The 20,219-nt window shown below is 37.5% G+C and carries 23 protein-coding genes and 1 other RNA gene; 14 read left to right on the top strand and 10 right to left on the bottom strand.

The window, feature by feature from the left end; genetic code table 11:
- Nucleotides 1–20: 20 nt before the first annotated feature.
- Entirely contained in the window at nucleotides 21–1,760 is a 1,740-nt protein-coding gene (locus tag ACWOEC_RS09340) for an ATP-binding protein (RefSeq protein WP_455307673.1), read from the bottom strand.
- Entirely contained in the window at nucleotides 1,757–2,464 is a 708-nt protein-coding gene (locus tag ACWOEC_RS09335) for a response regulator transcription factor (RefSeq protein ID WP_455307671.1), read from the bottom strand. The genes ACWOEC_RS09340 and ACWOEC_RS09335 overlap by 4 nt, the downstream gene beginning before the upstream one ends.
- A 128-nt stretch (nucleotides 2,465–2,592) precedes the next feature.
- Between ACWOEC_RS09335 and ACWOEC_RS09330 the strand changes: the two genes are divergently transcribed.
- The 3 genes from ACWOEC_RS09330 to ACWOEC_RS09320 all read left to right on the top strand — a co-directional run bounded on the left by ACWOEC_RS09330 (nucleotide 2,593) and on the right by ACWOEC_RS09320 (nucleotide 4,657).
- The gene (locus tag ACWOEC_RS09330) at nucleotides 2,593–2,931 is read left to right on the top strand and encodes a putative DNA-binding protein (RefSeq protein ID WP_297076101.1); all 339 of its coding nucleotides are present in this window, start codon (nucleotides 2,593–2,595) and stop codon (nucleotides 2,929–2,931) included.
- A gap of 14 nt (nucleotides 2,932–2,945) precedes the next feature.
- Nucleotides 2,946–4,364 carry a signal recognition particle protein gene (gene ffh, locus ACWOEC_RS09325; protein ID WP_297076103.1) on the top strand — a complete coding sequence of 473 codons (1,419 nt, stop codon included), beginning with the start codon at nucleotides 2,946–2,948 and terminating at the stop codon, nucleotides 4,362–4,364.
- A gap of 107 nt (nucleotides 4,365–4,471) precedes the next feature.
- The gene (locus ACWOEC_RS09320) at nucleotides 4,472–4,657 is read left to right on the top strand and encodes a CsbD family protein (RefSeq protein ID WP_297076105.1); all 186 of its coding nucleotides are present in this window, start codon (nucleotides 4,472–4,474) and stop codon (nucleotides 4,655–4,657) included.
- Nucleotides 4,658–4,875: 218 nt separating this feature from the next.
- Here ACWOEC_RS09320 and ACWOEC_RS09315 read toward each other — a convergent pair whose 3' ends face one another.
- Nucleotides 4,876–5,424: an NADPH-dependent FMN reductase gene (locus ACWOEC_RS09315; protein ID WP_297076107.1), complete on the bottom strand. Its 549-nt coding sequence runs from the start codon at nucleotides 5,422–5,424 to the stop codon at nucleotides 4,876–4,878.
- A 187-nt stretch (nucleotides 5,425–5,611) separates the two neighbouring features.
- Here ACWOEC_RS09315 and rpsP point away from each other — a divergent pair, with 187 nt between their 5' ends.
- The 6 genes from rpsP to rplS all read left to right on the top strand — a co-directional run bounded on the left by rpsP (nucleotide 5,612) and on the right by rplS (nucleotide 8,330).
- Nucleotides 5,612–5,887, top strand: a complete 276-nt coding sequence (gene rpsP / locus ACWOEC_RS09310; RefSeq protein WP_297076109.1) for a 30S ribosomal protein S16 — start codon at nucleotides 5,612–5,614, stop codon at nucleotides 5,885–5,887.
- A gap of 11 nt (nucleotides 5,888–5,898) precedes the next feature.
- Nucleotides 5,899–6,159 carry a KH domain-containing protein gene (locus ACWOEC_RS09305; RefSeq protein WP_297076111.1) on the top strand — a complete coding sequence of 87 codons (261 nt, stop codon included), beginning with the start codon at nucleotides 5,899–5,901 and terminating at the stop codon, nucleotides 6,157–6,159.
- Between the two features lie 93 nt (nucleotides 6,160–6,252).
- Entirely contained in the window at nucleotides 6,253–6,519 is a 267-nt protein-coding gene (locus ACWOEC_RS09300; RefSeq protein WP_455307667.1) for a hypothetical protein, read from the top strand.
- Nucleotides 6,520–6,595: 76 nt separating this feature from the next.
- On the top strand, nucleotides 6,596–7,117 hold the full coding sequence (rimM, locus tag ACWOEC_RS09295) for a ribosome maturation factor RimM (RefSeq protein WP_455307665.1): 522 nt from the start codon (nucleotides 6,596–6,598) through the stop codon (nucleotides 7,115–7,117).
- Nucleotides 7,107–7,847 carry a tRNA (guanosine(37)-N1)-methyltransferase TrmD gene (gene trmD / locus ACWOEC_RS09290; protein WP_297076119.1) on the top strand — a complete coding sequence of 247 codons (741 nt, stop codon included), beginning with the start codon at nucleotides 7,107–7,109 and terminating at the stop codon, nucleotides 7,845–7,847. The genes rimM and trmD overlap by 11 nt, the downstream gene beginning before the upstream one ends.
- Nucleotides 7,848–7,982: 135 nt before the next feature.
- Nucleotides 7,983–8,330 (top strand): 50S ribosomal protein L19, encoded by a 348-nt coding sequence (rplS, locus tag ACWOEC_RS09285; RefSeq protein ID WP_016184536.1) that lies wholly within the window; start codon nucleotides 7,983–7,985, stop codon nucleotides 8,328–8,330.
- 99 nt (nucleotides 8,331–8,429) lie between these two features.
- Here rplS and ACWOEC_RS09280 read toward each other — a convergent pair whose 3' ends face one another.
- Complete coding sequence (locus ACWOEC_RS09280) at nucleotides 8,430–9,491, bottom strand: type I restriction endonuclease (RefSeq protein WP_455307663.1); 1,062 nt, start codon at nucleotides 9,489–9,491, stop codon at nucleotides 8,430–8,432.
- Nucleotides 9,492–9,608: 117 nt separating this feature from the next.
- Nucleotides 9,609–9,935, bottom strand: a complete 327-nt coding sequence (locus ACWOEC_RS09275; RefSeq protein ID WP_455307661.1) for a hypothetical protein — start codon at nucleotides 9,933–9,935, stop codon at nucleotides 9,609–9,611.
- 115 nt (nucleotides 9,936–10,050) lie between these two features.
- On the opposite strand from ACWOEC_RS09275, the gene ACWOEC_RS09270 reads away from it, so the two are divergent.
- The 3 genes from ACWOEC_RS09270 to ACWOEC_RS09260 all read left to right on the top strand — a co-directional run bounded on the left by ACWOEC_RS09270 (nucleotide 10,051) and on the right by ACWOEC_RS09260 (nucleotide 11,791).
- On the top strand, nucleotides 10,051–10,605 hold the full coding sequence (locus tag ACWOEC_RS09270; RefSeq protein WP_455307659.1) for a DapH/DapD/GlmU-related protein: 555 nt from the start codon (nucleotides 10,051–10,053) through the stop codon (nucleotides 10,603–10,605).
- Between the two features lie 61 nt (nucleotides 10,606–10,666).
- The gene (locus ACWOEC_RS09265) at nucleotides 10,667–11,245 is read left to right on the top strand and encodes a GNAT family N-acetyltransferase (RefSeq protein WP_455307657.1); all 579 of its coding nucleotides are present in this window, start codon (nucleotides 10,667–10,669) and stop codon (nucleotides 11,243–11,245) included.
- A gap of 75 nt (nucleotides 11,246–11,320) precedes the next feature.
- Complete coding sequence (locus ACWOEC_RS09260) at nucleotides 11,321–11,791, top strand: GAF domain-containing protein (RefSeq protein WP_297077773.1); 471 nt, start codon at nucleotides 11,321–11,323, stop codon at nucleotides 11,789–11,791.
- A gap of 219 nt (nucleotides 11,792–12,010) precedes the next feature.
- Here ACWOEC_RS09260 and ACWOEC_RS09255 read toward each other — a convergent pair whose 3' ends face one another.
- The 3 genes from ACWOEC_RS09255 to ACWOEC_RS09245 form a co-directional block, all read right to left on the bottom strand.
- Nucleotides 12,011–12,931, bottom strand: a complete 921-nt coding sequence (locus tag ACWOEC_RS09255) for a LysR family transcriptional regulator (protein ID WP_455307655.1) — start codon at nucleotides 12,929–12,931, stop codon at nucleotides 12,011–12,013.
- Nucleotides 12,932–13,449: 518 nt separating this feature from the next.
- Nucleotides 13,450–13,816, bottom strand: a transfer-messenger RNA (tmRNA) gene (gene ssrA / locus ACWOEC_RS09250).
- A gap of 52 nt (nucleotides 13,817–13,868) precedes the next feature.
- Nucleotides 13,869–14,639, bottom strand: a complete 771-nt coding sequence (locus ACWOEC_RS09245) for a Cof-type HAD-IIB family hydrolase (RefSeq protein WP_455307653.1) — start codon at nucleotides 14,637–14,639, stop codon at nucleotides 13,869–13,871.
- Nucleotides 14,640–14,826: 187 nt separating this feature from the next.
- On the opposite strand from ACWOEC_RS09245, the gene ACWOEC_RS09240 reads away from it, so the two are divergent.
- Entirely contained in the window at nucleotides 14,827–15,543 is a 717-nt protein-coding gene (locus ACWOEC_RS09240) for a response regulator transcription factor (RefSeq protein WP_297075589.1), read from the top strand.
- Nucleotides 15,543–16,985, top strand: coding sequence for an ATP-binding protein (locus ACWOEC_RS09235; protein WP_455307650.1), 1,443 nt, complete (start codon nucleotides 15,543–15,545; stop codon nucleotides 16,983–16,985). Before ACWOEC_RS09240 ends, ACWOEC_RS09235 begins: the two co-directional genes overlap by 1 nt.
- Before the next feature lie 33 nt (nucleotides 16,986–17,018).
- Here the strand turns inward: ACWOEC_RS09235 and ACWOEC_RS09230 are convergent, their stop codons facing one another.
- Nucleotides 17,019–17,753: a hypothetical protein gene (locus ACWOEC_RS09230; protein ID WP_455307648.1), complete on the bottom strand. Its 735-nt coding sequence runs from the start codon at nucleotides 17,751–17,753 to the stop codon at nucleotides 17,019–17,021.
- 105 nt (nucleotides 17,754–17,858) lie between these two features.
- Nucleotides 17,859–19,970 (bottom strand): LTA synthase family protein, encoded by a 2,112-nt coding sequence (locus tag ACWOEC_RS09225; protein ID WP_455307646.1) that lies wholly within the window; start codon nucleotides 19,968–19,970, stop codon nucleotides 17,859–17,861.
- Nucleotides 19,971–20,219: the final 249 nt, after the last annotated feature.

Here is a 20,219-nt window from a genome sequence, read left to right as displayed (position 1 = left end):
ATATCGGCTGAGAGGTTTTTTTAGTATAAAGGGAACGTCAATTTAAAAGTTGATCCTTGTTGGAGTGCACTTTTGACTTCGATCGTTCCATCTAGTGCATCGACATATTCTTTTACGATTGCTAGACCTAATCCAGAGCCTCCAGAATGCCTTGTACGGGCTTTGTCGATTCGATAGAAGCGTTCAAAGATCCGTTCTTGATCTTCTTTTGCGATCCCGATTCCTTGATCTGCAATCGTTAAAATCAGATGATCTTGCTCGGTAACAAAGTGGATATGAACAGTAGTATCGGTTGGCGAATAGAACAAAGCATTTTCAATCAAATTTTTTAAAATGCCATCGAATAATTCAAGTTTAGTCAAAAAAAGAAGTTGTTCAGAACCATCTAAAACGAACTGTACGCGCTTTTCATGGCTCAAAGCTTGATAGCGTTCAATGATTTGTTTGATAAATGCATGGATCGGAATCGTTTTCCATTCATAGTCATAGCGTGTCGACATTTTAGATAGTTGGATCACTTGTTGGATCAAAGCTTCCAGACGTTTAGCGTCAGTTTGCATAATCAATAAAAATTTTTCCAAAGTTTCGGGATCTTCTTTTGCTCCGTCAAGTAACGTTTCCGTAAATCCAATCAAAGAAGTGACCGGTGTCTTCAATTCGTGCGTCACATTTCCTACAAAATCACGTTGCATTTTTTCCAGCTGGCGAATTTTTGTTAAATCGTATGCAGTAGCTAAAATTTGATGATCTTCTTTAAAATAGCGCAAGGTCACATCGACGACCATATTTGTTTGACTAAGTGTTAGTTCTTGTTGAACGAATGGACAATCTTCACTAACATGATAGATCAGTTGGATCAGTTGTGTATCGGTCAATACGTGTGTGAAGGGTTGGTTTTCCTTAGGAGCTGTTTGGAGTCCAAGCATTTTTTGCATGACGACATTCATCGTCAACACTTGCTGATCATCCAATAAGAAAACACCGATCATCAACTCATTAAGTAGTGTCGATAAGCGTTTTTCACTCGTTTCATAAGCTGTATACGTTTTTTGCATCTGTTCATTTAATTGAGTGATTACCTGATAAAGTTCTTGCATATCAGGTGAATCGGACTCATAGATCAATGTTTTTTTTGTCTTAGGATCATCCAACATCCGTTGTAAGACAGGCAATACGGTCTCCACCGGTCGGTTACGTTTTCTGATCAAGCGGAAGACAAGTAGATAGCCCATTAGATAAAACAATAAATAATAAATAAAGATCGAACGTTTGATACCTGCCGCTTGGGCAACGAATTCTGTCACCGGTTCAGACAAGCGTAAGTAGCCTACTAAATTACCACCTTTTTTGATGGGTAAGGCAACGTATAGAAGTGTTTCATTCAAGGTATCACTTTTACGAATCGCTTGGCCCAGAGAGTTGCCATCCATCACGGCTTTGATTTCTGGGCGGTTCGTTCTAGAATCGTTTTGGAGATGTTCGTCGTAGCTGTCGTAAAGGATCATTCCTGCTTGATTTAATAAGGTGATCCGTTCTCCTTGTTGTACTAGATCTTTTTTAGCAAAGCGCTCGACTTGTGTCAGATCATCTTGACTAACGGCTAGTAAAAAATCCCCTTTTTTTTCAAGATAGGTCACTTGTTGCTGGGTGACTTGTTGATCGTAAAAACGAGCGATAAATTGCCAGCTGATAATAAAGAAAACCAGTAAAGCTAGCGTGATCAAGCCGTAATTTTTAAGCCAGTTTTGGATTCTACTCATAAGGTAGGATCCTGAAATTTGTAACCAAATCCGCGTACCGTGACCAAGTATTGCGGCCGTTTCGGATCATGTTCGATTTTTTCACGTAAATGACTGATGTGGACATCGACGATTCGTGTTTGGCCATCAAAATCAAATTTCCAAATGCGGTCTAAGAGCGTGTCACGATCGATCACGCGATTTTTACGTTTCATAAAATAGACCAACAATTCGAATTCTTTAGGCGTCAAATCGATCAGTTGATCTCGTACACGGACTTGGTAGTTGGCTGTATCGGCGTAGATCTCACCGATCCGGATAGGTTTTTCGATAACATCATCACTAGCAAGGTGAGGGCGGTGTTCCATTCTTCTTGAGATCGCCTTCATCCGCGCCAAAACTTCTCGTGGACTAAAGGGTTTACTGATGTAATCATCTGCACCGATCTCAAGACCTAAAATACGATCGATTGGATCATCTTTAGCCGTTAAAATCAAAATCGGTGTTTCGATTTTTTCTTGACGCAATTTTCGAGTCAATTCGATCCCGTCTAGACCTGGAAGCATCACGTCAACGAGCAAAAAATCGAATTGTTCGCTTAAAGCGATTTGAAATGCTTCTAAACCATCTTGAGCAGTAGTTACTTGATAGCCTTCTTTTTCTAAATTAAATGTCAGTAAAGTTACGATCGAAGGTTCATCATCGACCACAAGTATTTTTTTCATCGTATGTGTGGCTCCTTTAGGATAAGTAGATTGCTTTCTCTATTTTATCATGAAAATCTAAGCGGGACTATGGTATAATAAGACTCGACTTTGACTAAGACAAAGAGGTCAATAAAGGAGGGGAATATATGGAGCTTGAAAAAACGAATCGTATGAATGCGTTATTTGAATTCTATTCTACTCTTTTAACACAAAAGCAAATGAACTATATGGAGCTGTATTATGCAGATGATTTTTCGCTAGGTGAAATTGCTGAAGAATATGGTGTGAGTCGTCAAGCAGTTTACGACAATATCAAACGAACCGAGAAAATCTTAGAAGATTATGAACGTAAATTACACATGTACTCAAACTATATCGTCCGTGCACAATTACTCGATCGATTAGAACGACATGTCACCAAAGAATATCCACAAGATCAAATCATTGCGCCGCTACTTGCGCAACTACAAGAAATCGATGAATAAAGGAAGGAATTATTATGGCATTTGAGAGTTTAACAGAACGCTTGCAACAAGCGATGGGAAAATTACGTAAAAAAGGAAAAGTAACGGAAGCTGACGTTAAAGAAATGATGCGCGAGATCCGTCTTGCGCTTTTAGAGGCCGATGTCAACTTAAAAGTAGTCAAAGAATTTACGAAAAGCGTTCGTGAACGTGCGGTTGGTGTGGAAGTTTTAGATAGCTTATCCCCTGCACAACAAATCGTAAAAATCGTAAATGAAGAATTGACGAAAACGTTAGGTTCAGAAACGGTTGAGTTAGAGAAAAATCCTAAGATCCCAACTGTGATCATGATGGTCGGATTACAAGGGGCCGGAAAAACGACCTTTACCGGGAAACTAGCAAATCATTTAAAGAAAACAGAAAATGCACGTCCGTTGTTGATTGCAGGAGACGTCTATCGTCCAGCAGCGATCGATCAATTAAAAGTATTGGGTCAACAGTTAGATGTTCCTGTTTTTGAAATGGGAACAGAAGTTAGTCCAGTGGAAATCGTTCGTCAAGGACTAGAACAAGCGAAAGAAAAGAAAAACGACTATGTCTTGATCGATACGGCAGGACGTCTGCATGTCGATGAAGCCTTGATGACAGAGTTACAAGATATTAAAGCACTTGCCCAACCAAATGAGATCTTATTAGTCGTTGATGCCATGACAGGACAAGATGCAGTAAACGTTGCGGATAGTTTTAACCAACAGCTTGGGATCACCGGAGTTATCATTACGAAACTAGATGGGGATACTCGTGGAGGAGCGGCATTATCGATTCGCTCGATTACAGGAGCGCCAATCAAATTTACCGGAACTGGTGAAAAATTAACAGATCTAGAAGTCTTCCACCCAGATCGCATGGCGAGCCGTATCTTAGGTATGGGGGATATGTTGACGCTGATCGAACGTGCGCAACAAGATTACGATGAGAAAAAAGCTGAAGAATTAGCGAAGAAAATGAAAGAAAATAGCTTTGACTTCAATGATTTCATCGAACAACTCGATCAAGTCATGAGTATGGGACCATTAGAAGATTTGATGAAAATGATTCCGGGAATGAATCAAATGCCAGGAATGGATAATTTCAAAGTCGATCCTAAAGATATCGCACGTAAAAAAGCGATCGTTTTCTCTATGACACCAGCTGAACGTGAAAATCCCGATCTATTAAATCCAAGTCGTCGTCGTCGAATCGCCGCAGGTTCTGGAAATAGCGTCGTTGAAGTGAATCGGATGATCAAACAATTCAAAGAAGCACGTACAATGATGAAAAAAATGTCGAATGGGAATTTTGACATGCCAGGAATGGATCAAATGTTTGGTTCAGGAATCAAAGGAAAATTAGGAAAAATGGCTATGAATCGTATGGTCAAGAAAAACAAGAAGAAAAAGAAAAAGAAAAAATAGTCAAAAAAGTGTGACAGACTTCTGTCACACTTTTTTTGATAGCTTATTATTTGTCGGAAAAAGCGACTCATGGTACTATTATTATATAACAGAAAGGGGAATGCACAATGGTGAACAAAGAACAAGTTGAAGGTAAAGTAACAGAAACTAAAGGTAAAGTAACTGGTGATGACTCCGAAGAACTAAAAGGTAAAATCAAAAAAGGCTTCGGCGATGTAAAAGAAAAAGTTGAAGAATTTGCAGATGACGTAGCTGAAAAATTCAATCATAAAGATAAAAAAGATAAAGAGTAATCACCAAAGCGTTCGTCTTTAGACGAACTCTTTTTATAATGAAAAAAGGTTGTGACAGGCACTTGTCATAACCTCTTCAAAATAGAGTAAACGGCGTTCCAGAAGTAACTCTTGCGAAAATAAGTCGAACCATTGCCAAAATAGGTGAACCTATTATCGGAATGATTCGGCTTATTTCTTGGAGCTGCCCACTTCTGTCACAGCCTATTATTGCATGTTTAGGCGAAACGATTGAAAAATTCGATATATTTATCTGTAATCATTTGGAAGAAGTCTTTTGTATCTTGTTTGAATGCACCATCTTCTAAAAGATTTGTAACATTGCCGATATAGGCTTCTGGTTGTTGTAAGGTTGGAACGTTTAAGAAGACTAATGATTGACGTAAGTGATGGTTCGCACCAAATCCACTAACAGCTCCAACTGAAACAGAAACGACTAAAGCTGGTTTATTATCCCAAGCACTTTGGCCATAAGGACGTGAACCTACGTCTAATGCGTTTTTGATTGTAGCTGGCATTGAGCGATTGTATTCTGGAGTGAAGAAATAGACACCGTCGACTGCATTTAATTCATTTCTAAAACGAGTCCAAGCTTCAGGAACCTTTCCTTCAACATCTAAATCTTCATTATATAAAGGTAGATCGCCGATTTCGATGATTTTTCCTTCAAATCCTTCAGGTAATAATGAAATAAATGTTTCTGCAGCTAACTTGTTATATGAACCTTCACGTAAACTCCCAACTAAGACACCGATTGTTTTTGTCATATGCTAACATCCTCCTTAAATTCAATTACAAGATTATTGTAAGAAAAATCTAAAAATTTTGCAAAAGATATCTCTTTTAAAAAGTAAGCAATTTTTTTATCAACTGTAAAGAAAAAACTCTTTACACCTACGTAAAAAACTGATAGAATACATCTTGTGATTAAAACCAACGGAGGTGTATATCGTAATGGCAGTAAAAATTCGTTTAAAACGTATGGGTTCTAAGAAAAGTCCTTTTTACCGTATCGTAGTTGCTGATTCACGTTCTCCACGTGACGGACGCTTCATCGAAACAGTAGGTACTTACAACCCTTTAAAAGATCCAGCTGAAGTAACTCTTAAAGAAGATTTAGTTTTAGATTGGTTATCTAAAGGTGCGCAACCTTCTGATACAGTTCGTAACTTACTTTCTAAAGAAGGCGTTATGAAGAAACATCACGAAGCTAAATTCACTAAGAAATAAGAGGGAAACTTATGGCAGATGTGAAAGAGTTAATCTTAGCAATCGTGGGTCCATTAGTTACTGAACCTGATCAATTGACGATCAAAGTCGTTGAATCAGATGATTTCATTGAATATCAATTAGCTGTGGCTCCAGAAGATATCGGGCGAGTGATTGGAAAGCAAGGACGGGTCGCAAAAGCGATTCGAACGATCGTCTATAGTGTACGTACGCAGACCAAACAAAAAATTCGTTTGACGATTTTGGACCAAGATGCAAAAAGCTCTGAATGATTCAGGGCTTTTTTTGTGCTTTTTTTAAGAATTGAACGTAAGGCTAGGTTTTTTTAAGAAAACCTGTCATACTAAGTATTTTAGGAGGGACTTATGGAAAATATCTTATTTTTAGTCATCGTAATCATCTTGATTTGGTTGATCTTTAAAATCAGTCGTTTGATCTGGCGCATTTTCGGGTTTCTTGTGGTGTTATTTGTGGCTTGGTACTTTCGTGACACGATCTTCCAAGCGTTCTATCAACTAGCAAGCTTTTTACCAGGAGGAACGTTACGCAACACGACAAGCCAAGCCATCACGTTTATCGCCCAACAAGTAGAGCGTTTTACTCAACTTATTCAACAATCCTTACCAATCTAAGCTTCTGGTAGTAGATGCAAAGACTACGTATCCGTGATACAATAAACCAGAATTTAATAGAAATGAGGACAAGAAAGTGACAGAGTATTTAAATGTAGGAAAGATCGTCAACACACACGGTATTCGCGGTGAAGTTCGTGTAATTTCGCAAACTGATTTTCCAGAAGAACGCTATCAACCAGGCAATAGCTTGATGTTATTTCGTGAACACCAAAAACCATTAAAACTTGTGATCGAATCACATCGTAAACATAAAAATTTTGATTTACTGACATTCGAAGGCTATCCCTTTATCAATGATGTGGAACCATTTCGCGATGGAATCTTAAAAGTATCCAAAGACGAACTAGTCGAATTAGAAGAAAACGCATTTTACTATCATGAAATCATCGGTCTAGAAGTCAAAGAAGAAGATCGCGTATTAGGAAAAATCAAAGAAATCTTATCTCCAGGAGCCAATGATGTTTGGGTCGTCCAACGTCCAGGAAAAAAAGATGCGTTGATTCCGTATATCGAATCTGTTGTTAAAAAAGTCGATATCGCAAATGGCGAAGTGATCGTAGAGATTCCAGAGGGGTTACTAGACGATGAGAATTGATGTATTGACACTATTTCCACGCATGTTTGAAGGTCCGATGGGCGAATCGATTATTGGAAAAGCGCGTGATAAAGGATTATTGGATATCCGTGTTTCGAATTTTCGTGAGTTCTCAGATAATAAACACCAAACGGTCGATGATTACCCGTATGGTGGCGGTGCAGGGATGTTATTAAAAGTCCAACCGATTTTTGACAATATCGAAGCGATCAAACAAGAACGACCTGAAGTGATGCCACGCGTGATTTTACTCGATCCAGCAGGTAAAAAATTCGATCAAAAAATGGCTGAGGAGTTCTCACAAGAAGAACAACTCGTGTTTATTTGTGGGCATTATGAAGGGTATGATGAACGGATCCGTACGCTCGTTACCGATGAAGTATCATTGGGAGATTATGTCTTGACTGGTGGCGAATTAGGGGCGATGGTCATGATCGATGCGACGGTACGCTTATTGCCAGAAGTTTTAGGAAATAATCTTTCCGCCCAAACAGATTCGCATTCCACAGGTCTACTTGAGCATCCGCAATACACACGTCCGGCTGATTTTCGCGGGATGAAAGTACCTGAAGTTTTGACGAATGGCAATCATAAATTGATCGAAGAGTGGCAGACAAAAGAATCCTTGCGTCGGACGTATCTACGTCGTCCAGATATGCTAAACGCCTATGAACTAACGCCGCAGATGGAAAAATGGTTAGCCGAAATCAAGCGCGAAGAAAATCAATAGCGCGTCAAGATTTTTTCTTTACAATTACTATCAAGATATGCTATGATGCTTTAGTGAGTGAAAACTCAACTATTACAATATTCCGCTGTGAGTGTGACTTATAAGAATATTTGGAAATAAGGAGAATGATAAATTATGAATCCATTGATTCAAGAACTAACTCAAGAACAATTACGTACAGACATTCCTGCATTCCGTCCTGGAGATACAGTACGCGTACATGCAAAAGTTGTCGAAGGAACTCGCGAACGTATTCAGTTATTCGAAGGTGTTGTAATCAAACGCCGTGGAGCTGGAATCAGCGAAACTTACACAGTACGTAAAGTATCAAACGGTATCGGTGTGGAACGTACATTCCCACTACATACACCACGTGTTGCAAAATTAGAAGTAGTTCGCTTTGGTAAAGTACGTCGTGCGAAATTGTACTACCTACGTGCATTACACGGAAAAGCAGCTCGTATCAAAGAAATCCGTCGTTAATCTTATTATCGATCGAAACGAAAGTCCTTGGAAACAAGGGCTTTTTTTGTATGTAAAAAAAGACTCAAATCGCAGTTTACGGTTTGAGTCTGAATTAATTTAGATGAATTTTGTTGTAACTTCTATAATTTCATTTTTGAAGTTTGTAATATCAATAGGATTGTTTAAGTCGTAAGAAGTTTTGTTCTCATCGTTTAACATAATACGCATACCGTTATTATTTGAAAAAAATCGTAAAATCCATTTACGGATATTATCATCTAATAAGATATTAAAGTAACTTTTATTATCTCGATAAAACAAACGATCTAATGGTAATATATCTTTTAAAATTAATTTTACTGTAGTAAATGCCTCTAATTCTTCATGTGTTGTGACGATAGTCTGCTCATTTTTTGAAGACTCTGATGTTTTGATTGTTACCTCATCTTTTACTGAAACAGAGGTATTTAATGCTGCACTTAATTTTTCGCTTACTCTTTCTGTTATGAACTGATTAATACCTTTTTTGATAATTGGCGAGAATCTCTCAATTGTTTGCTTATTTTTAACGCCATCATAAATATTTCCAAGGAAAAACTTTGTAAATTCTTCACTAGGATTTTGTAATTGCTCTGCTAAAAATATTTTTAAGCTGTTTAAATATTTTAATTCAGCTGCGGAGCTTGTTATACTTTCAATATCAAAATTATCTTTATGAAATTTCATAATTTCTGGAATTTGCGAGTCTTTTATATTTGAAATGTCAATTGTTAGAAAGGGTGTAGTATCCATTTTATTTGGTTCATCTAAATCTGTAAAAAATTTATACTCTTTACCATTTGTTAGAATACCAAATTTTGAAGTAGTTGTGCCGAAGTATCTAAATAATTGTGAATCATGCTTTGTGAGAGGTTCATTAATTGATTTTGCTTCTATCAAAATTGAAGGTTTACCGTCTAGTACAATGGCATAATCAACTTTTTCACCTTTTTTAATTCCAATATCTGCAGTAAATTCAGGTACGAATTCTACAGGATTGAATACATCAAAACCTAAAGTTTGAAAAAAAGGCATAATTAACGCTGTTTTCGTCGCCTCTTCTGTTCCAATACTATCTTTTAATTGTCCTACTCGTTTTCCTACCGCTTTTAAATTGTCTTTAAAATTTTCATTATCCATTATGTTTCCTCCATTATTCAGTATGGTAGAGCATATAATATATAATTAATAGCATTAAAACATAGATTAAAAAATTAATTTTGAAGCAGTCAATCCAGCTAGTCGCTTGTTAAAACTTTAAAAATCATCCCAATCGTCTTCTTGTTCTTTTTGTTGCTTAAATTGGCGTTCGCGTTCGGCAAGTGCACGGCGCTTTTCAGCGCGTTCTAGATCACGTTCACGTGCAGCAAGTTCAGCATCTTCACGTTGTTCCATTTTTTTCTGTTTGCGTTTAGGATAACCTACAAATAACCAAATGAGTAAAATAACCAAAGCAACTACAATCAAGTAAGGCGCGATTGAGGCGAGGATACTGATGACAATTAGGACTAAAATAAAATTCATACAGCCACCGCAGCCATATCCACAACCCGTATCTTCTGTTACAATATATCGTTTTCCCATCGTAATCCTCCTTTTGCGATGCCTTTGACGTATAACGGCTATAGTAAACAAGTGCTTTATTCTTTTATTGTAGCGAATTATACTAAAGAAAACAAGAATGAGAGGAAGAGCGGCAATGTCACTTTTAGAGCGTATTCAAAATCAAGAAATCGAACTAGGCTCGTTATTATACGATGAGATTCATCAAGTAAAAGGAGAAAATGAACGTTTGGTCGTAGAATTAAATACGGCTTATCATACACCAGAACAAGTGCGTAAACGTCTAGGTGAAATTACAGGGCGATCCATTCCGGAAAGTACAGTGATTTCATTGCCATTTTATACCGATTTTGGGAAGCATATTACAGTGGGAGAACGTGTTTTTTTGAATCAAAATGTTACATTTGTAGATCTAGGTGGTATTACGATCGAAGAAGATGTGTTGATCGGGCCGATGTCTCGCATTATTACAGTCAACCATCTGCTAGATCTTAAAAGACGTCGAGGGCTTGAAGTGAAAGCGGTTGTCATCAAAAAGGGAGCGTGGATCGGTGCCAATGTCACGATCTTACCTGGTGTGACTGTAGGAGAAGGGGCAGTAATTGCTGCAGACTCGACAGTGACGAAAGATGTACCCGCATATACTGTCGTTGCGGGTACACCTGCTCGAAGCATCAAAGAAATCCATTAGTCCTTGTCATTTTGCGTAAAATTCGCTACACTAGTAGAAATTTCAAAAAGTGGGTGAACAGATGAATCAATTGTATGAAAAATTACATGAGAATCGCGTGATCGAGTCTGAACGATTAGTCTTGCGTCCAGTAGAATTAGAAGATGCGCAAGCGATGAATCAATATGCTTCAGACCCTGATACGACATATTTTGTATTTAGCACGCATAAAGATTTGGCACAAACCAAACATGATCTTGCATTTTATTTTTTAAAAGAACCCTTAGGAAAGTATGCGATCGTAGAAAAGGAAACGAATCAAATGATCGGAACCATTGACTACCATAGCATCAACGAAGCAACAAAATCCGCTGAACTAGGCTATACCTTGCATAAAGATTACTGGGGAAAAGGCTATATGACAGAAGCTTGTCGCACCTTGATCACAGTAGGATTTGAACAGATCGGCTTTAATTATCTGTGTGCCATACATGACGTACGCAATCCAGCTTCTGGTCGTGTGATGGAAAAAGCTGGTCTACAATATCTCGGCGTGTTGCCTTATCATCGAATAGACAATAAAGATCCACTTCGTCCAGTCGATGATGCATACTACCATTTGACCAAAGAAGACTATTTTGCAAGAGTGGAGCAATCCTAATTTTTTGGTTCAATGGATTGCTATTCTTTTGCCTCTTTGCGTATAATAAGGGCTAGTGAGAGGATTGGTGATACCATGGATCAAAAAAAGAAAAAAGACGCATATGAATTAATGTTATTACAATTTAAAGGATTGCTAGAAATCGAAAGCAATTGGATTGCAAATCTAGCGAATTCTTCTGCTTTATTAAATGAAACATTACCTACGACAGTCTTTGCTGGTTATTATGTATTCGATGGAAATGAATTGATTTTAGGTCCATTTCAAGGGAAAGTATCATGTACGCGTATTGCAATGGGTAAAGGCGTGTGTGGCGAGTCTGCAGAAAAGAACGAAACGATGATTGTCGAAAATGTTAAAACACACGAGAACTATATTTCATGTGACTCTGCTGCGATGTCTGAAATCGTAGTACCAATGACCAAAGACGGCCAATTATTAGGTGTCCTAGATATCGATAGTAGTGAGATTGGTAGTTATGATGCCATCGATCAAGAGTATCTAGAAAAATTTGTCGAGATCTTAGTCGCAAGTTATCAAGCATAATGACGAAAAAAACCAGCCAAATTATCGGCTGGTTTTTTGTATATACAGATGAAAATAAGGGCTTTATTGTTGTTTTGAAATCACTTGGTACAACCAATCAAATGGGATAAAAAAGATATCTTCCACACGGATCGCCTCCTTAAAAAAAGGATAGCACAAGTTGGTATTACAGGCGTTTCGTCTAGATTACAGTTGTAAAAAGAAATAAAACAAATATTGCTAAAGTATGGCAAAACCATAGTTTTCAATATGTTTTGTTAACATTTCAAGATAAATCGTGGCCATTGGACTCAATTCGCGTTGCTGATGTTTTAACCAACCAATCGTGATCGTATCTTCATGATCTAGTGGGATCGCCATAATTTTATCGTCATTCAATTCGCTACTAATGATCCCGGAACTGATTGTATAGCCGTCAAGTCCGACCATCAAATTAAAAATCGTCGCGCGATCACTGACTTTGATCTCTTTTTTGCGATTCCACGTGCTCAAGATCTCTTCGGAAAAGTAAAAGGAATTGGTTTCACCTTGTTCATAACTTAAATAAGGATAGTCTTCTAAATCCTCGAGGGTTAGACGCTCTTTTTTCGTTAATGGATTCGTCCGACTGACGAAAACGTGTGGTTTTGCTTCAAACAATGGTGTAAATTGTAATTGTTTTTCTTTGAATAATTTTTTCATTACTTGTTGATTAAATGAATTTAAATATAAAATACCTAGTTCGCTTTTAAATGTAGAGAGGTCTTCAAAAATATTTTCCGTTTCGGTTTCACGTAGTGTGAGTTGATATTCATCGGTCGTGACAGTGCGGACTAATTCGACAAATGCATGTACAACAAACGCATAGTGCTGTGCGGAAACAGAAAAGGTTTGTTTTCTAGGACGTTGATTTTTATACCGCTCTTCTAATAATTGAACTTGATCTAGTACTTGACGACTGTAAATCAAAAATTCTCGACCATCAAGTGTGGGGGTAACACCATGTTTGCTTCTTAAAAGTAATTGGATGCCCAATTCTTGTTCTAACTCTTTGATGGCAGTCGATAAGCTGGGCTGAGTCAAAAATAGCTCTTTTGCTGCTTCGTTAATGGAGCCTTTTTCAATGATTTTTTCTAGATAGAGCAGTTGTTGTATGCGCATATTAGACTCCTTTAGGCACAGCTGTGCAAGTGAATTATACTGATTGTAATTTTTTTTGAATAAGAATGCAACCATAAAAAAACCTAGAAGAGGGGAACTCATCTAGGTCGAGTAGAGAATAAAAACTAAAGATGTTTGGAAAAAAAGTTTTTCACTACAGGAAGTTGGGGAGACTTCTTATGTATATAGAATAACAAATTTTCCAGAAAAATCACGTCCAAAAAAAATAGCAAAACACTGAAAAAAATGAGCGTTTAGACTAGGAAGGGCATGCTAAACTATATAAGTTGGAGATATTTTGCATTAAAAACGCTAAATTGATTTTGGAGCATTGCATATAGTCTTCGTTTTATAGCGAGTATATTCTTTAACTTTGATCTTAAAATAAGGTAACAGAGTATCTGTGATAATAATTTCTAGAAAACATCTATGGTTCTAAGTTATCATGACTCAACTTGAAGATTTAGTTAAATAAAAAAGCCTTCCAAACTAGTGGAAGGCTTTTTGCGACCATTAAATAATGGAGGCGGCGGGAGTCGAACCCGCGTCCAAACATATTGCTACCTAAAAATCTACGCTCATAGTCGATTCATTTAAGGTTTCGCGTTACAACTTGCCGAACGACAGGCAGTTTGTATTGCTAGTCTGATGAGCTCTTTTTGATTTTACAGACGGAAAAATCAAACGTATCCCACTTAAGTTAGGACCCTGACCCGAGCACATGGGCGATGCCGGGAGGATCTACGTTAACTGTTTTTAGGCAGCTAAAGCGTAAGAGTTGTTATTATTTTTAGCAGTTATATTTAACTGTAACGTTTTAGCGTAGACGTAACCTACGAAGCGCAATTCAGGCTCAACTATGCCTGTCGAATCCGTAACGCCCCCGTAATAGGGACAACGTAATTCATAGTATAACATAGCGAGCCTAAAAATCCAATTAAATCAGTTCAAAATGTTTTAACGCGTGGACGATGCCATCTTCAGTGTTTTTCTTGGTGACAAACGTGGCCATTTCTTTTAATGCAGGTAAAGCATTGCCCATCGCAATCTTATGATCACAAGTTTCTAATAAGGCAAAATCATTGCTCCCATCGCCAAATCCATAAGTCGTCAGTCCTTTGAATTCAGGCATCTCAAGTAAACGCCGTACCGCCGCACCTTTTGATGTTCCGTTCAATACAGTATCGATCGAATATTTTCCATTCCGATAAAATGTGAGTTCTGGAAATGCGTCTAAATAACGGGCATCGCCATCTTGACCTAAAACGAGTAACATATTGACTTTTTCTGTCAGATGTTTTGTCGGATGTATTTCCGGAACCTCGCTATGGATCAATGCATAAGCTTTCGGAAGATCAGGTGTCTTTCCAGATGCCCAAATAGCTTGTTCATTATAAAATGAAACTTCTTGACCTTGACTGTGGGCAACGTTTAAAAATCGTTCGCATAGTTGAGGGTCAATGATCTCTTCGTAAACTTTTTGACCATCTAAACTAATAAAGGCTCCGTTCATTACGATATTTGAATTGATTCCAGCAGCTTCTTTGATGTCTGTAATCTCGATTTCTGTACGACCGGTAGCGATAATCGGTAATGTCCCATTTTGTACTAACTGAGCCATCGCGGCTTTGATTTCTGGTGTTATCTGAGATTCATGATCAAGCAAGGTGCCGTCTAAGTCAAAAAAAGCAAGTGAATGATATGTCATGTTGTACGCTCCTTTATTTAAATACTACCGTTTCATCATAACAAAATTGAGCTAAAAGACAAGTTTTGTAAAAAAACTTGATATTTCACCAAGGATTCAAGAATCATTTGGTTCTTGAATTAGAATTTAGTATACTAGGAGAAGGGAGAAACGATGAAAAATTTGAAAACTTAATGAGGTGAATTTAGTGAGATTATTAATGATTGAAGATAACGAATCCGTATCTGAAATGATGCAGATGTTCTTTTTAAATGAAGGCTGGGAAGCAACATTTAAAGCAGATGGAAAAGAAGGATTAGACTGTTTTTTAGCAGAACCACAAGTATGGGATATGATCACGCTTGATTTGAATTTGCCGAGTATGGATGGCATGACGATTGCCAGAGAGATTCGTAAAGTGTCAAGTACGGTACCGATCATCATGTTGACTGCTAGAGATTCCGAAAGTGATCAAGTGATCGGCTTAGAGATGGGAGCAGATGACTACGTTACGAAACCCTTTAGTCCATTAACCTTGATTGCCCGTATGAAGGCTTTACACCGTCGCACAGAATTAGCAGAAAAAGCGATGCATGATGAGCAAAACGATGATCATTTTGACGTCGAAACGAAAAACTTTAAAATCAATACCAAAACACGTGAAGCGTATTTAAATGGTCAGTTGATCGAAGGATTGACGCCAAAAGAATTCGATTTACTTTATACGTTAGCCAAAAAACCACGGCAGGTTTTTTCACGTGAGCAACTATTAGAACTCGTTTGGGATTACCAATACTTCGGTGACGAACGAACGGTCGATGCTCATATCAAAAAACTGCGTCAAAAAATGGAAAAGGTCGGACCACAAGTCATACAAACTGTTTGGGGAGTAGGCTATAAATTTGATGATTCAGGTATCGTCTGATGAAATATCTGTATCAGCAACTACTGGCATTTACTGCTGTAATCGTAATTACGCTATTGACGATGGGAGTCGTCTTTACGCGCATGACCGAGCGAACGATCGAAAAAAATAATTATGCACAGCTCACAGGGTATGGTGAAGCTGTGCAACGAGTATCTGAAAGTATTAATGAACGCTATCAGATCGATCTATCAAAAGAAGAAATCATCCAAAATTCATTGGCAACATCGGAAATGATGCTTAATCAGCAAAGTGTTAATTTTGTCTTTATCAACACAAACCATGAAATTATTTATCCACTATCGGTCAAACAACCAAGCATCAAGATTTCTACCAAAGTCTGGCAAGCTTTATCCAATGGTGAAGCACAACAGATGACTTCAGAATACAATCTTTTTGGGCGTAAGGAAGCGACTTCTTACGCGATGATTCCCTTTGATTATGATCAACAATTTTTCGGTGTCTTGATCGTGAGTCAACCAGCTAAAAATATCGAAGATTCCGTCAAAGAGCTAAATACAAATTTATTGCGTGGCGTGTTGCTTTCTTTGATCGTCGCACTGGCAATCAGTTATTTCTTTGCTCATTTTCAAGTGAATCGGATCAATCGCTTGCGTAAAGCGACGCGTGAAGTCGCCGATGGTAATTTTGATATTCAAGTTCCGGTGGCCAATCGTGATGAATTCGACGATTTGGGAGCTGATTTTAATAAGATGACGACGTCTTTAAAAGAATCTCAAGAAGAAATCGAACGTCAAGAAGAGCGACGCCGTCAGTTTATGGCAGATGCCTCACATGAAATGCGCACGCCGCTAACGACGATCAATGGACTGTTAGAGGGCTTGCAGTATGGAGCGATCTCAAAAGATCAAGAAGAAAATGCATTACGATTGATGAAAAATGAGACCGAACGTTTGATTCGACTGGTCAATGAAAATCTAGATTATGAAAAAATTCGAACGAATCAAATCTCGATGGTAATCAAAAAATTTGATGCTACATCGGTATTAAGTGAAATTGTCACTCAGTTAGCACCCAAAGCACATTCTGCAGACAATCAATTGCTTTTGGAAACGAAAGAAGCCGTTGATATTTATGCAGATTACGATCGATTTAGACAAATCGTGGTGAATATCGTGCAAAATGCCATCCAATTTACTACAGAAGGCAGCATCGTCTTACGTATTTACAAAAAAGACTTGAAGACGATTGTTGAGATCAAAGACACCGGGATCGGGATGAGTCCAGACCAAGTGACCAATATTTGGGATCGTTATTATAAAGTCGATCCTTCTCGTAAAAATAAACAATTTGGGGAATCAGGTTTAGGGTTGCCTATTGTACAACAATTGATGCGTTTGCATAAAGGCGAGATCGAAGTCGAAAGTGAATTAGGTAAAGGGTCGACTTTTAGATTGACCTTCCCAGACACAGAATCATAAAAACACACACCACAAAGAACAATGACAGTCAGTCTAGTTCTTACGTGGTGTGTGTTTTTTTGTTTGGAGTAAGGAAAGATGGAGAGTGGTCCATTGGCTTTTTTGACGTAATTTTTGAAATAAATAAGCTATGAATAATAACCAGACGAGCATGCATGACCAAACCGCTCCGATCACTCCTAAAAGTAAAAAGGTCCACTGATGGGTGCTCAAGTCGTTAGCTTGAAATAAGGCGAAGTCTGTCGCTGGAAAACGGACAGTCAATCCATTTTGAATATCACTAGTGAAATGATGCAATGAAAAATAAGTGGGCTGCGTACGATTCAATAGATCGTTTTGTTGATTTTGTTCTAACCAAAATTGGACTTGTGGTTGGAAAAATAATCCGATTACGAGAATGGCTAATAAAATAAGGCTGATATAACCCGCTATTTTTTTAATGATTTGGCGAGTGGAGGCATTTGGTAAATAAAATTGTAAAACATAATAGAAAAAACTGATGATCAGTAAAAGCAATAAGCCTGATGTGACTAGGCTAGTCGTTTGATAATGTGTCAATAATTGTGTAAAGGGAGATTTTAATTGGCTTAAAATTTCTTGTTCTTCATTTTTATAATTAGAAGAAGCGATAAACGCTTGGATATTTTTAGCGGTTAGTTGCAGTGAAAAGAATAAAAGAATACTGCGCAAGCAAGCAATAATCGCAAAGCTTACAAGAATGAAGCACCCAATAAAAGGTCCAAGATGTTTTACTTTTTGTTTGAACATTGATTTCGCCTCCCTACAATAAAAGTATACGAGCCGAATTTGAATTATTTATGAAAAAGTCACGCAAAAAAAGCAAATCATTCAAAACGAATGATTTGCTTTTTATTATTCTGCAGCGCCTGTTTCTTCTGAAGACGAAGTAGTCGTTGGTTCTGCAGTTGGATTTAATTCTTTATAGGTTTGTGTTTTAAACAGATCAACCGTTGTTTGATTGTTGTGTTTAGAGTATACACTTGTCGAATCTGCACCTAATGATTTTTCCGTTTCCAATAAACGATCATTTTGGTGTAAGTAACTGTATTCACTTGGATCGATCGTTTTCAAACCGCTATCGGTGTAGAAACGAAGGAGGTCACCGTTGTTGATTTGATCAGAAGTAATTAACTGAAGATTGGCTTTTTCTTTTAAGGCCTTCACTTGCGTTTGCTGTGCTTCTGTTGGTTCTTCGATCAGGAGACCTGTTTTATTGTCATATAATTTATTACCATAATAGGTGTATTCTGGAGTTACAAAGTCACCATCACGGAACGTCACGAACGAATCACGTTTTGGTGATAACAAATCTTGTCCTAATTGGATATAATTTTGTGTATCTACACCAAGTAAGTGTAATAATGTAGGGAGTGCATCGATTTCACCACCATATGTATGGTTGATGCCACCTTTATCTGTACCAGGCACATGGATCATATATGGCACACGTTGTAGTTGAGCGTTATCGTAGTTACTCCATTCATCGCTTGTTTTTCCAAGTAATTCTGCTAACTGTTTGTTACGAGAATTTGAAATTCCGTAATGGTCACCATACATGACAATGATCGAATTATCATATAAGCCACTTGCTTTTAGATAATCAAAGAATTCTTTGACAGCTGTATCCATATAGTTTGCAGTTGAGAAGTAGTTATTGATCGTTTGATCACTCGTATTGGCTAATGGGAATCCAGTTTCATCACCTTTTAATTGTGAATAAGGGAAGTGATTGGATACCATAATGAATTTAGAATAAAATGGTTGTTGCAAATGCTCTAAATATTGAACAGATTGTTGTAAGAATGGTTTGTCATTTAGACCATATTGGAATGAATTATCACTATTGACATCATAATAAGAAGCATCAAAGAAATAATCATAGCCTAAATGTTTATAGGTCTCATTTCGATTCCAAAAGTTTCCGACGTTTCCATGGAAAGCCGCGCTAGTGTAGCCTTCAGTTTGGCCTAAGATATTTGGAGCCGCTTGGAATGTATTTTTGCCACCTAATTGTGTAAATAGGGACCCTTGATCTAAACCAAATAATGAGTTTTCCATCAATGTTTCGGCATCACTCGTTTTCCCAGCTTTGACTTGGTGGAAGAAATTATCGAAACTAAATGTACTGTTACTATTATATAAACTATTGATAAATGGTGTCACTTCGTGTTCAACACCATTTTCATCTTTTAACTTGTAGTTGATCAAAAATTGTTGTGTACTTTCTAGATGTAGATAGATCACATTGCGTCCTTTAGCTAGACCAAATAGGCTATCATCTGGAGCTGCGTAGTGTTCACGCACATAGGATTTTACCGCATCTAAATCCGTAGCGCTTGCTTTAGCGCGAACTTGATTAGTTTTATAAGTTTGGATCGCATCGTAACCAGTAAATGCGTTGACTCCTAAGTATTTGACTAAATAGTCATTTGAAAATGTACGTGTCAATAATTCTGGGCGATCGGATTCTGCTAAAAATAGATTCCCACTGAAGATCATAACGGATAAAACTGAAACAGCAAAAGCCATGCGCGCACGTACGGGTTTTTCTTGCATTTTGATTTTTTTAAAGATCAAGGCGAATGCTAAGATAATAATATCGATAAAAAATAAAATATCATAAGGTCTAAATAAGCGTAGCGCACTTTCACCCAATCCGCTGGCAACTTTTCCAGCACCAAGCATGGTATTTACCGTAATAAAATCAGTGAATTCACGATAATAATTGACGTTTGAGTACAATAAGATCGTCATCACAGTGTAAATGACTAACATTGTGACATAAGCTGGTGTTTTTCTTCTCACATATAAAGCAACTGAGAGTAGTAATAAGGTCGTCGCTAACGGATTAATCGCTAAAATAAAATACTGTAGCGGATTTTCTAACCCAACTTTTAAATCAACCGCAAAGGCGAACATGTTTTTCGCCCACATTAAAAAGGCTAACAAGATAAAGAAGCCCATGCGTGTGTTTAAAAAAGAGCTAATTTTCTTTCTAAACAAATATATTTCCCCACTTTCTCTTCGTTTGGATCACTAACAAGTGTAAAAAAGAATCTTGATTCTTTCCATCATCTTCTCTATTCTACTCACAAGAAATTTTAGTGTCAAACAAATCATAAAAAAGAAAAGAATTAACCGCTTTAATTAAAGATTTCTTTAATAAGGAGCCACAGACAAATAATGCGGATTTTGATATACTAGAGGAGAATT

It is taken from the genome of Enterococcus bulliens (assembly GCF_053761865.1).
The sequence above is the reverse complement of the archived record's forward strand: the minus strand, read 5'-3'. Positions and strand labels throughout refer to the sequence as shown.

Excerpts from the sequence above, each read along its gene's own strand:
- ACWOEC_RS09330 (WP_297076101.1), top strand. The coding sequence starts at position 2,593 with ATGGAGCTTGAAAAAACGAATCGTATGAATGCGTTATTTGAATTCTAT.
- ACWOEC_RS09275 (WP_455307661.1), bottom strand. The coding sequence starts at position 9,935 with ATGGGAAAACGATATATTGTAACAGAAGATACGGGTTGTGGATATGGC.
- ACWOEC_RS09300 (WP_455307667.1), top strand. The coding sequence starts at position 6,253 with ATGGAAAATATCTTATTTTTAGTCATCGTAATCATCTTGATTTGGTTG.
- ACWOEC_RS09225 (WP_455307646.1), bottom strand. The coding sequence starts at position 19,970 with ATGGGCTTCTTTATCTTGTTAGCCTTTTTAATGTGGGCGAAAAACATG.
- ACWOEC_RS09320 (WP_297076105.1), top strand. The coding sequence starts at position 4,472 with ATGGTGAACAAAGAACAAGTTGAAGGTAAAGTAACAGAAACTAAAGGT.
- trmD (WP_297076119.1), top strand. The coding sequence starts at position 7,107 with ATGAGAATTGATGTATTGACACTATTTCCACGCATGTTTGAAGGTCCG.
- ACWOEC_RS09265 (WP_455307657.1), top strand. The coding sequence starts at position 10,667 with ATGAATCAATTGTATGAAAAATTACATGAGAATCGCGTGATCGAGTCT.
- ACWOEC_RS09245 (WP_455307653.1), bottom strand. The coding sequence starts at position 14,639 with ATGACATATCATTCACTTGCTTTTTTTGACTTAGACGGCACCTTGCTT.
- ACWOEC_RS09315 (WP_297076107.1), bottom strand. The coding sequence starts at position 5,424 with ATGACAAAAACAATCGGTGTCTTAGTTGGGAGTTTACGTGAAGGTTCA.
- rpsP (WP_297076109.1), top strand. The coding sequence starts at position 5,612 with ATGGCAGTAAAAATTCGTTTAAAACGTATGGGTTCTAAGAAAAGTCCT.
- ACWOEC_RS09335 (WP_455307671.1), bottom strand. The coding sequence starts at position 2,464 with ATGAAAAAAATACTTGTGGTCGATGATGAACCTTCGATCGTAACTTTA.
- ffh (WP_297076103.1), top strand. The coding sequence starts at position 2,946 with ATGGCATTTGAGAGTTTAACAGAACGCTTGCAACAAGCGATGGGAAAA.
- ACWOEC_RS09340 (WP_455307673.1), bottom strand. The coding sequence starts at position 1,760 with ATGAGTAGAATCCAAAACTGGCTTAAAAATTACGGCTTGATCACGCTA.
- ACWOEC_RS09270 (WP_455307659.1), top strand. The coding sequence starts at position 10,051 with ATGTCACTTTTAGAGCGTATTCAAAATCAAGAAATCGAACTAGGCTCG.
- rplS (WP_016184536.1), top strand. The coding sequence starts at position 7,983 with ATGAATCCATTGATTCAAGAACTAACTCAAGAACAATTACGTACAGAC.
- ACWOEC_RS09280 (WP_455307663.1), bottom strand. The coding sequence starts at position 9,491 with ATGGATAATGAAAATTTTAAAGACAATTTAAAAGCGGTAGGAAAACGA.
- ACWOEC_RS09235 (WP_455307650.1), top strand. The coding sequence starts at position 15,543 with ATGAAATATCTGTATCAGCAACTACTGGCATTTACTGCTGTAATCGTA.
- ACWOEC_RS09260 (WP_297077773.1), top strand. The coding sequence starts at position 11,321 with ATGGATCAAAAAAAGAAAAAAGACGCATATGAATTAATGTTATTACAA.
- ACWOEC_RS09305 (WP_297076111.1), top strand. The coding sequence starts at position 5,899 with ATGGCAGATGTGAAAGAGTTAATCTTAGCAATCGTGGGTCCATTAGTT.
- ACWOEC_RS09230 (WP_455307648.1), bottom strand. The coding sequence starts at position 17,753 with ATGTTCAAACAAAAAGTAAAACATCTTGGACCTTTTATTGGGTGCTTC.
- ACWOEC_RS09255 (WP_455307655.1), bottom strand. The coding sequence starts at position 12,931 with ATGCGCATACAACAACTGCTCTATCTAGAAAAAATCATTGAAAAAGGC.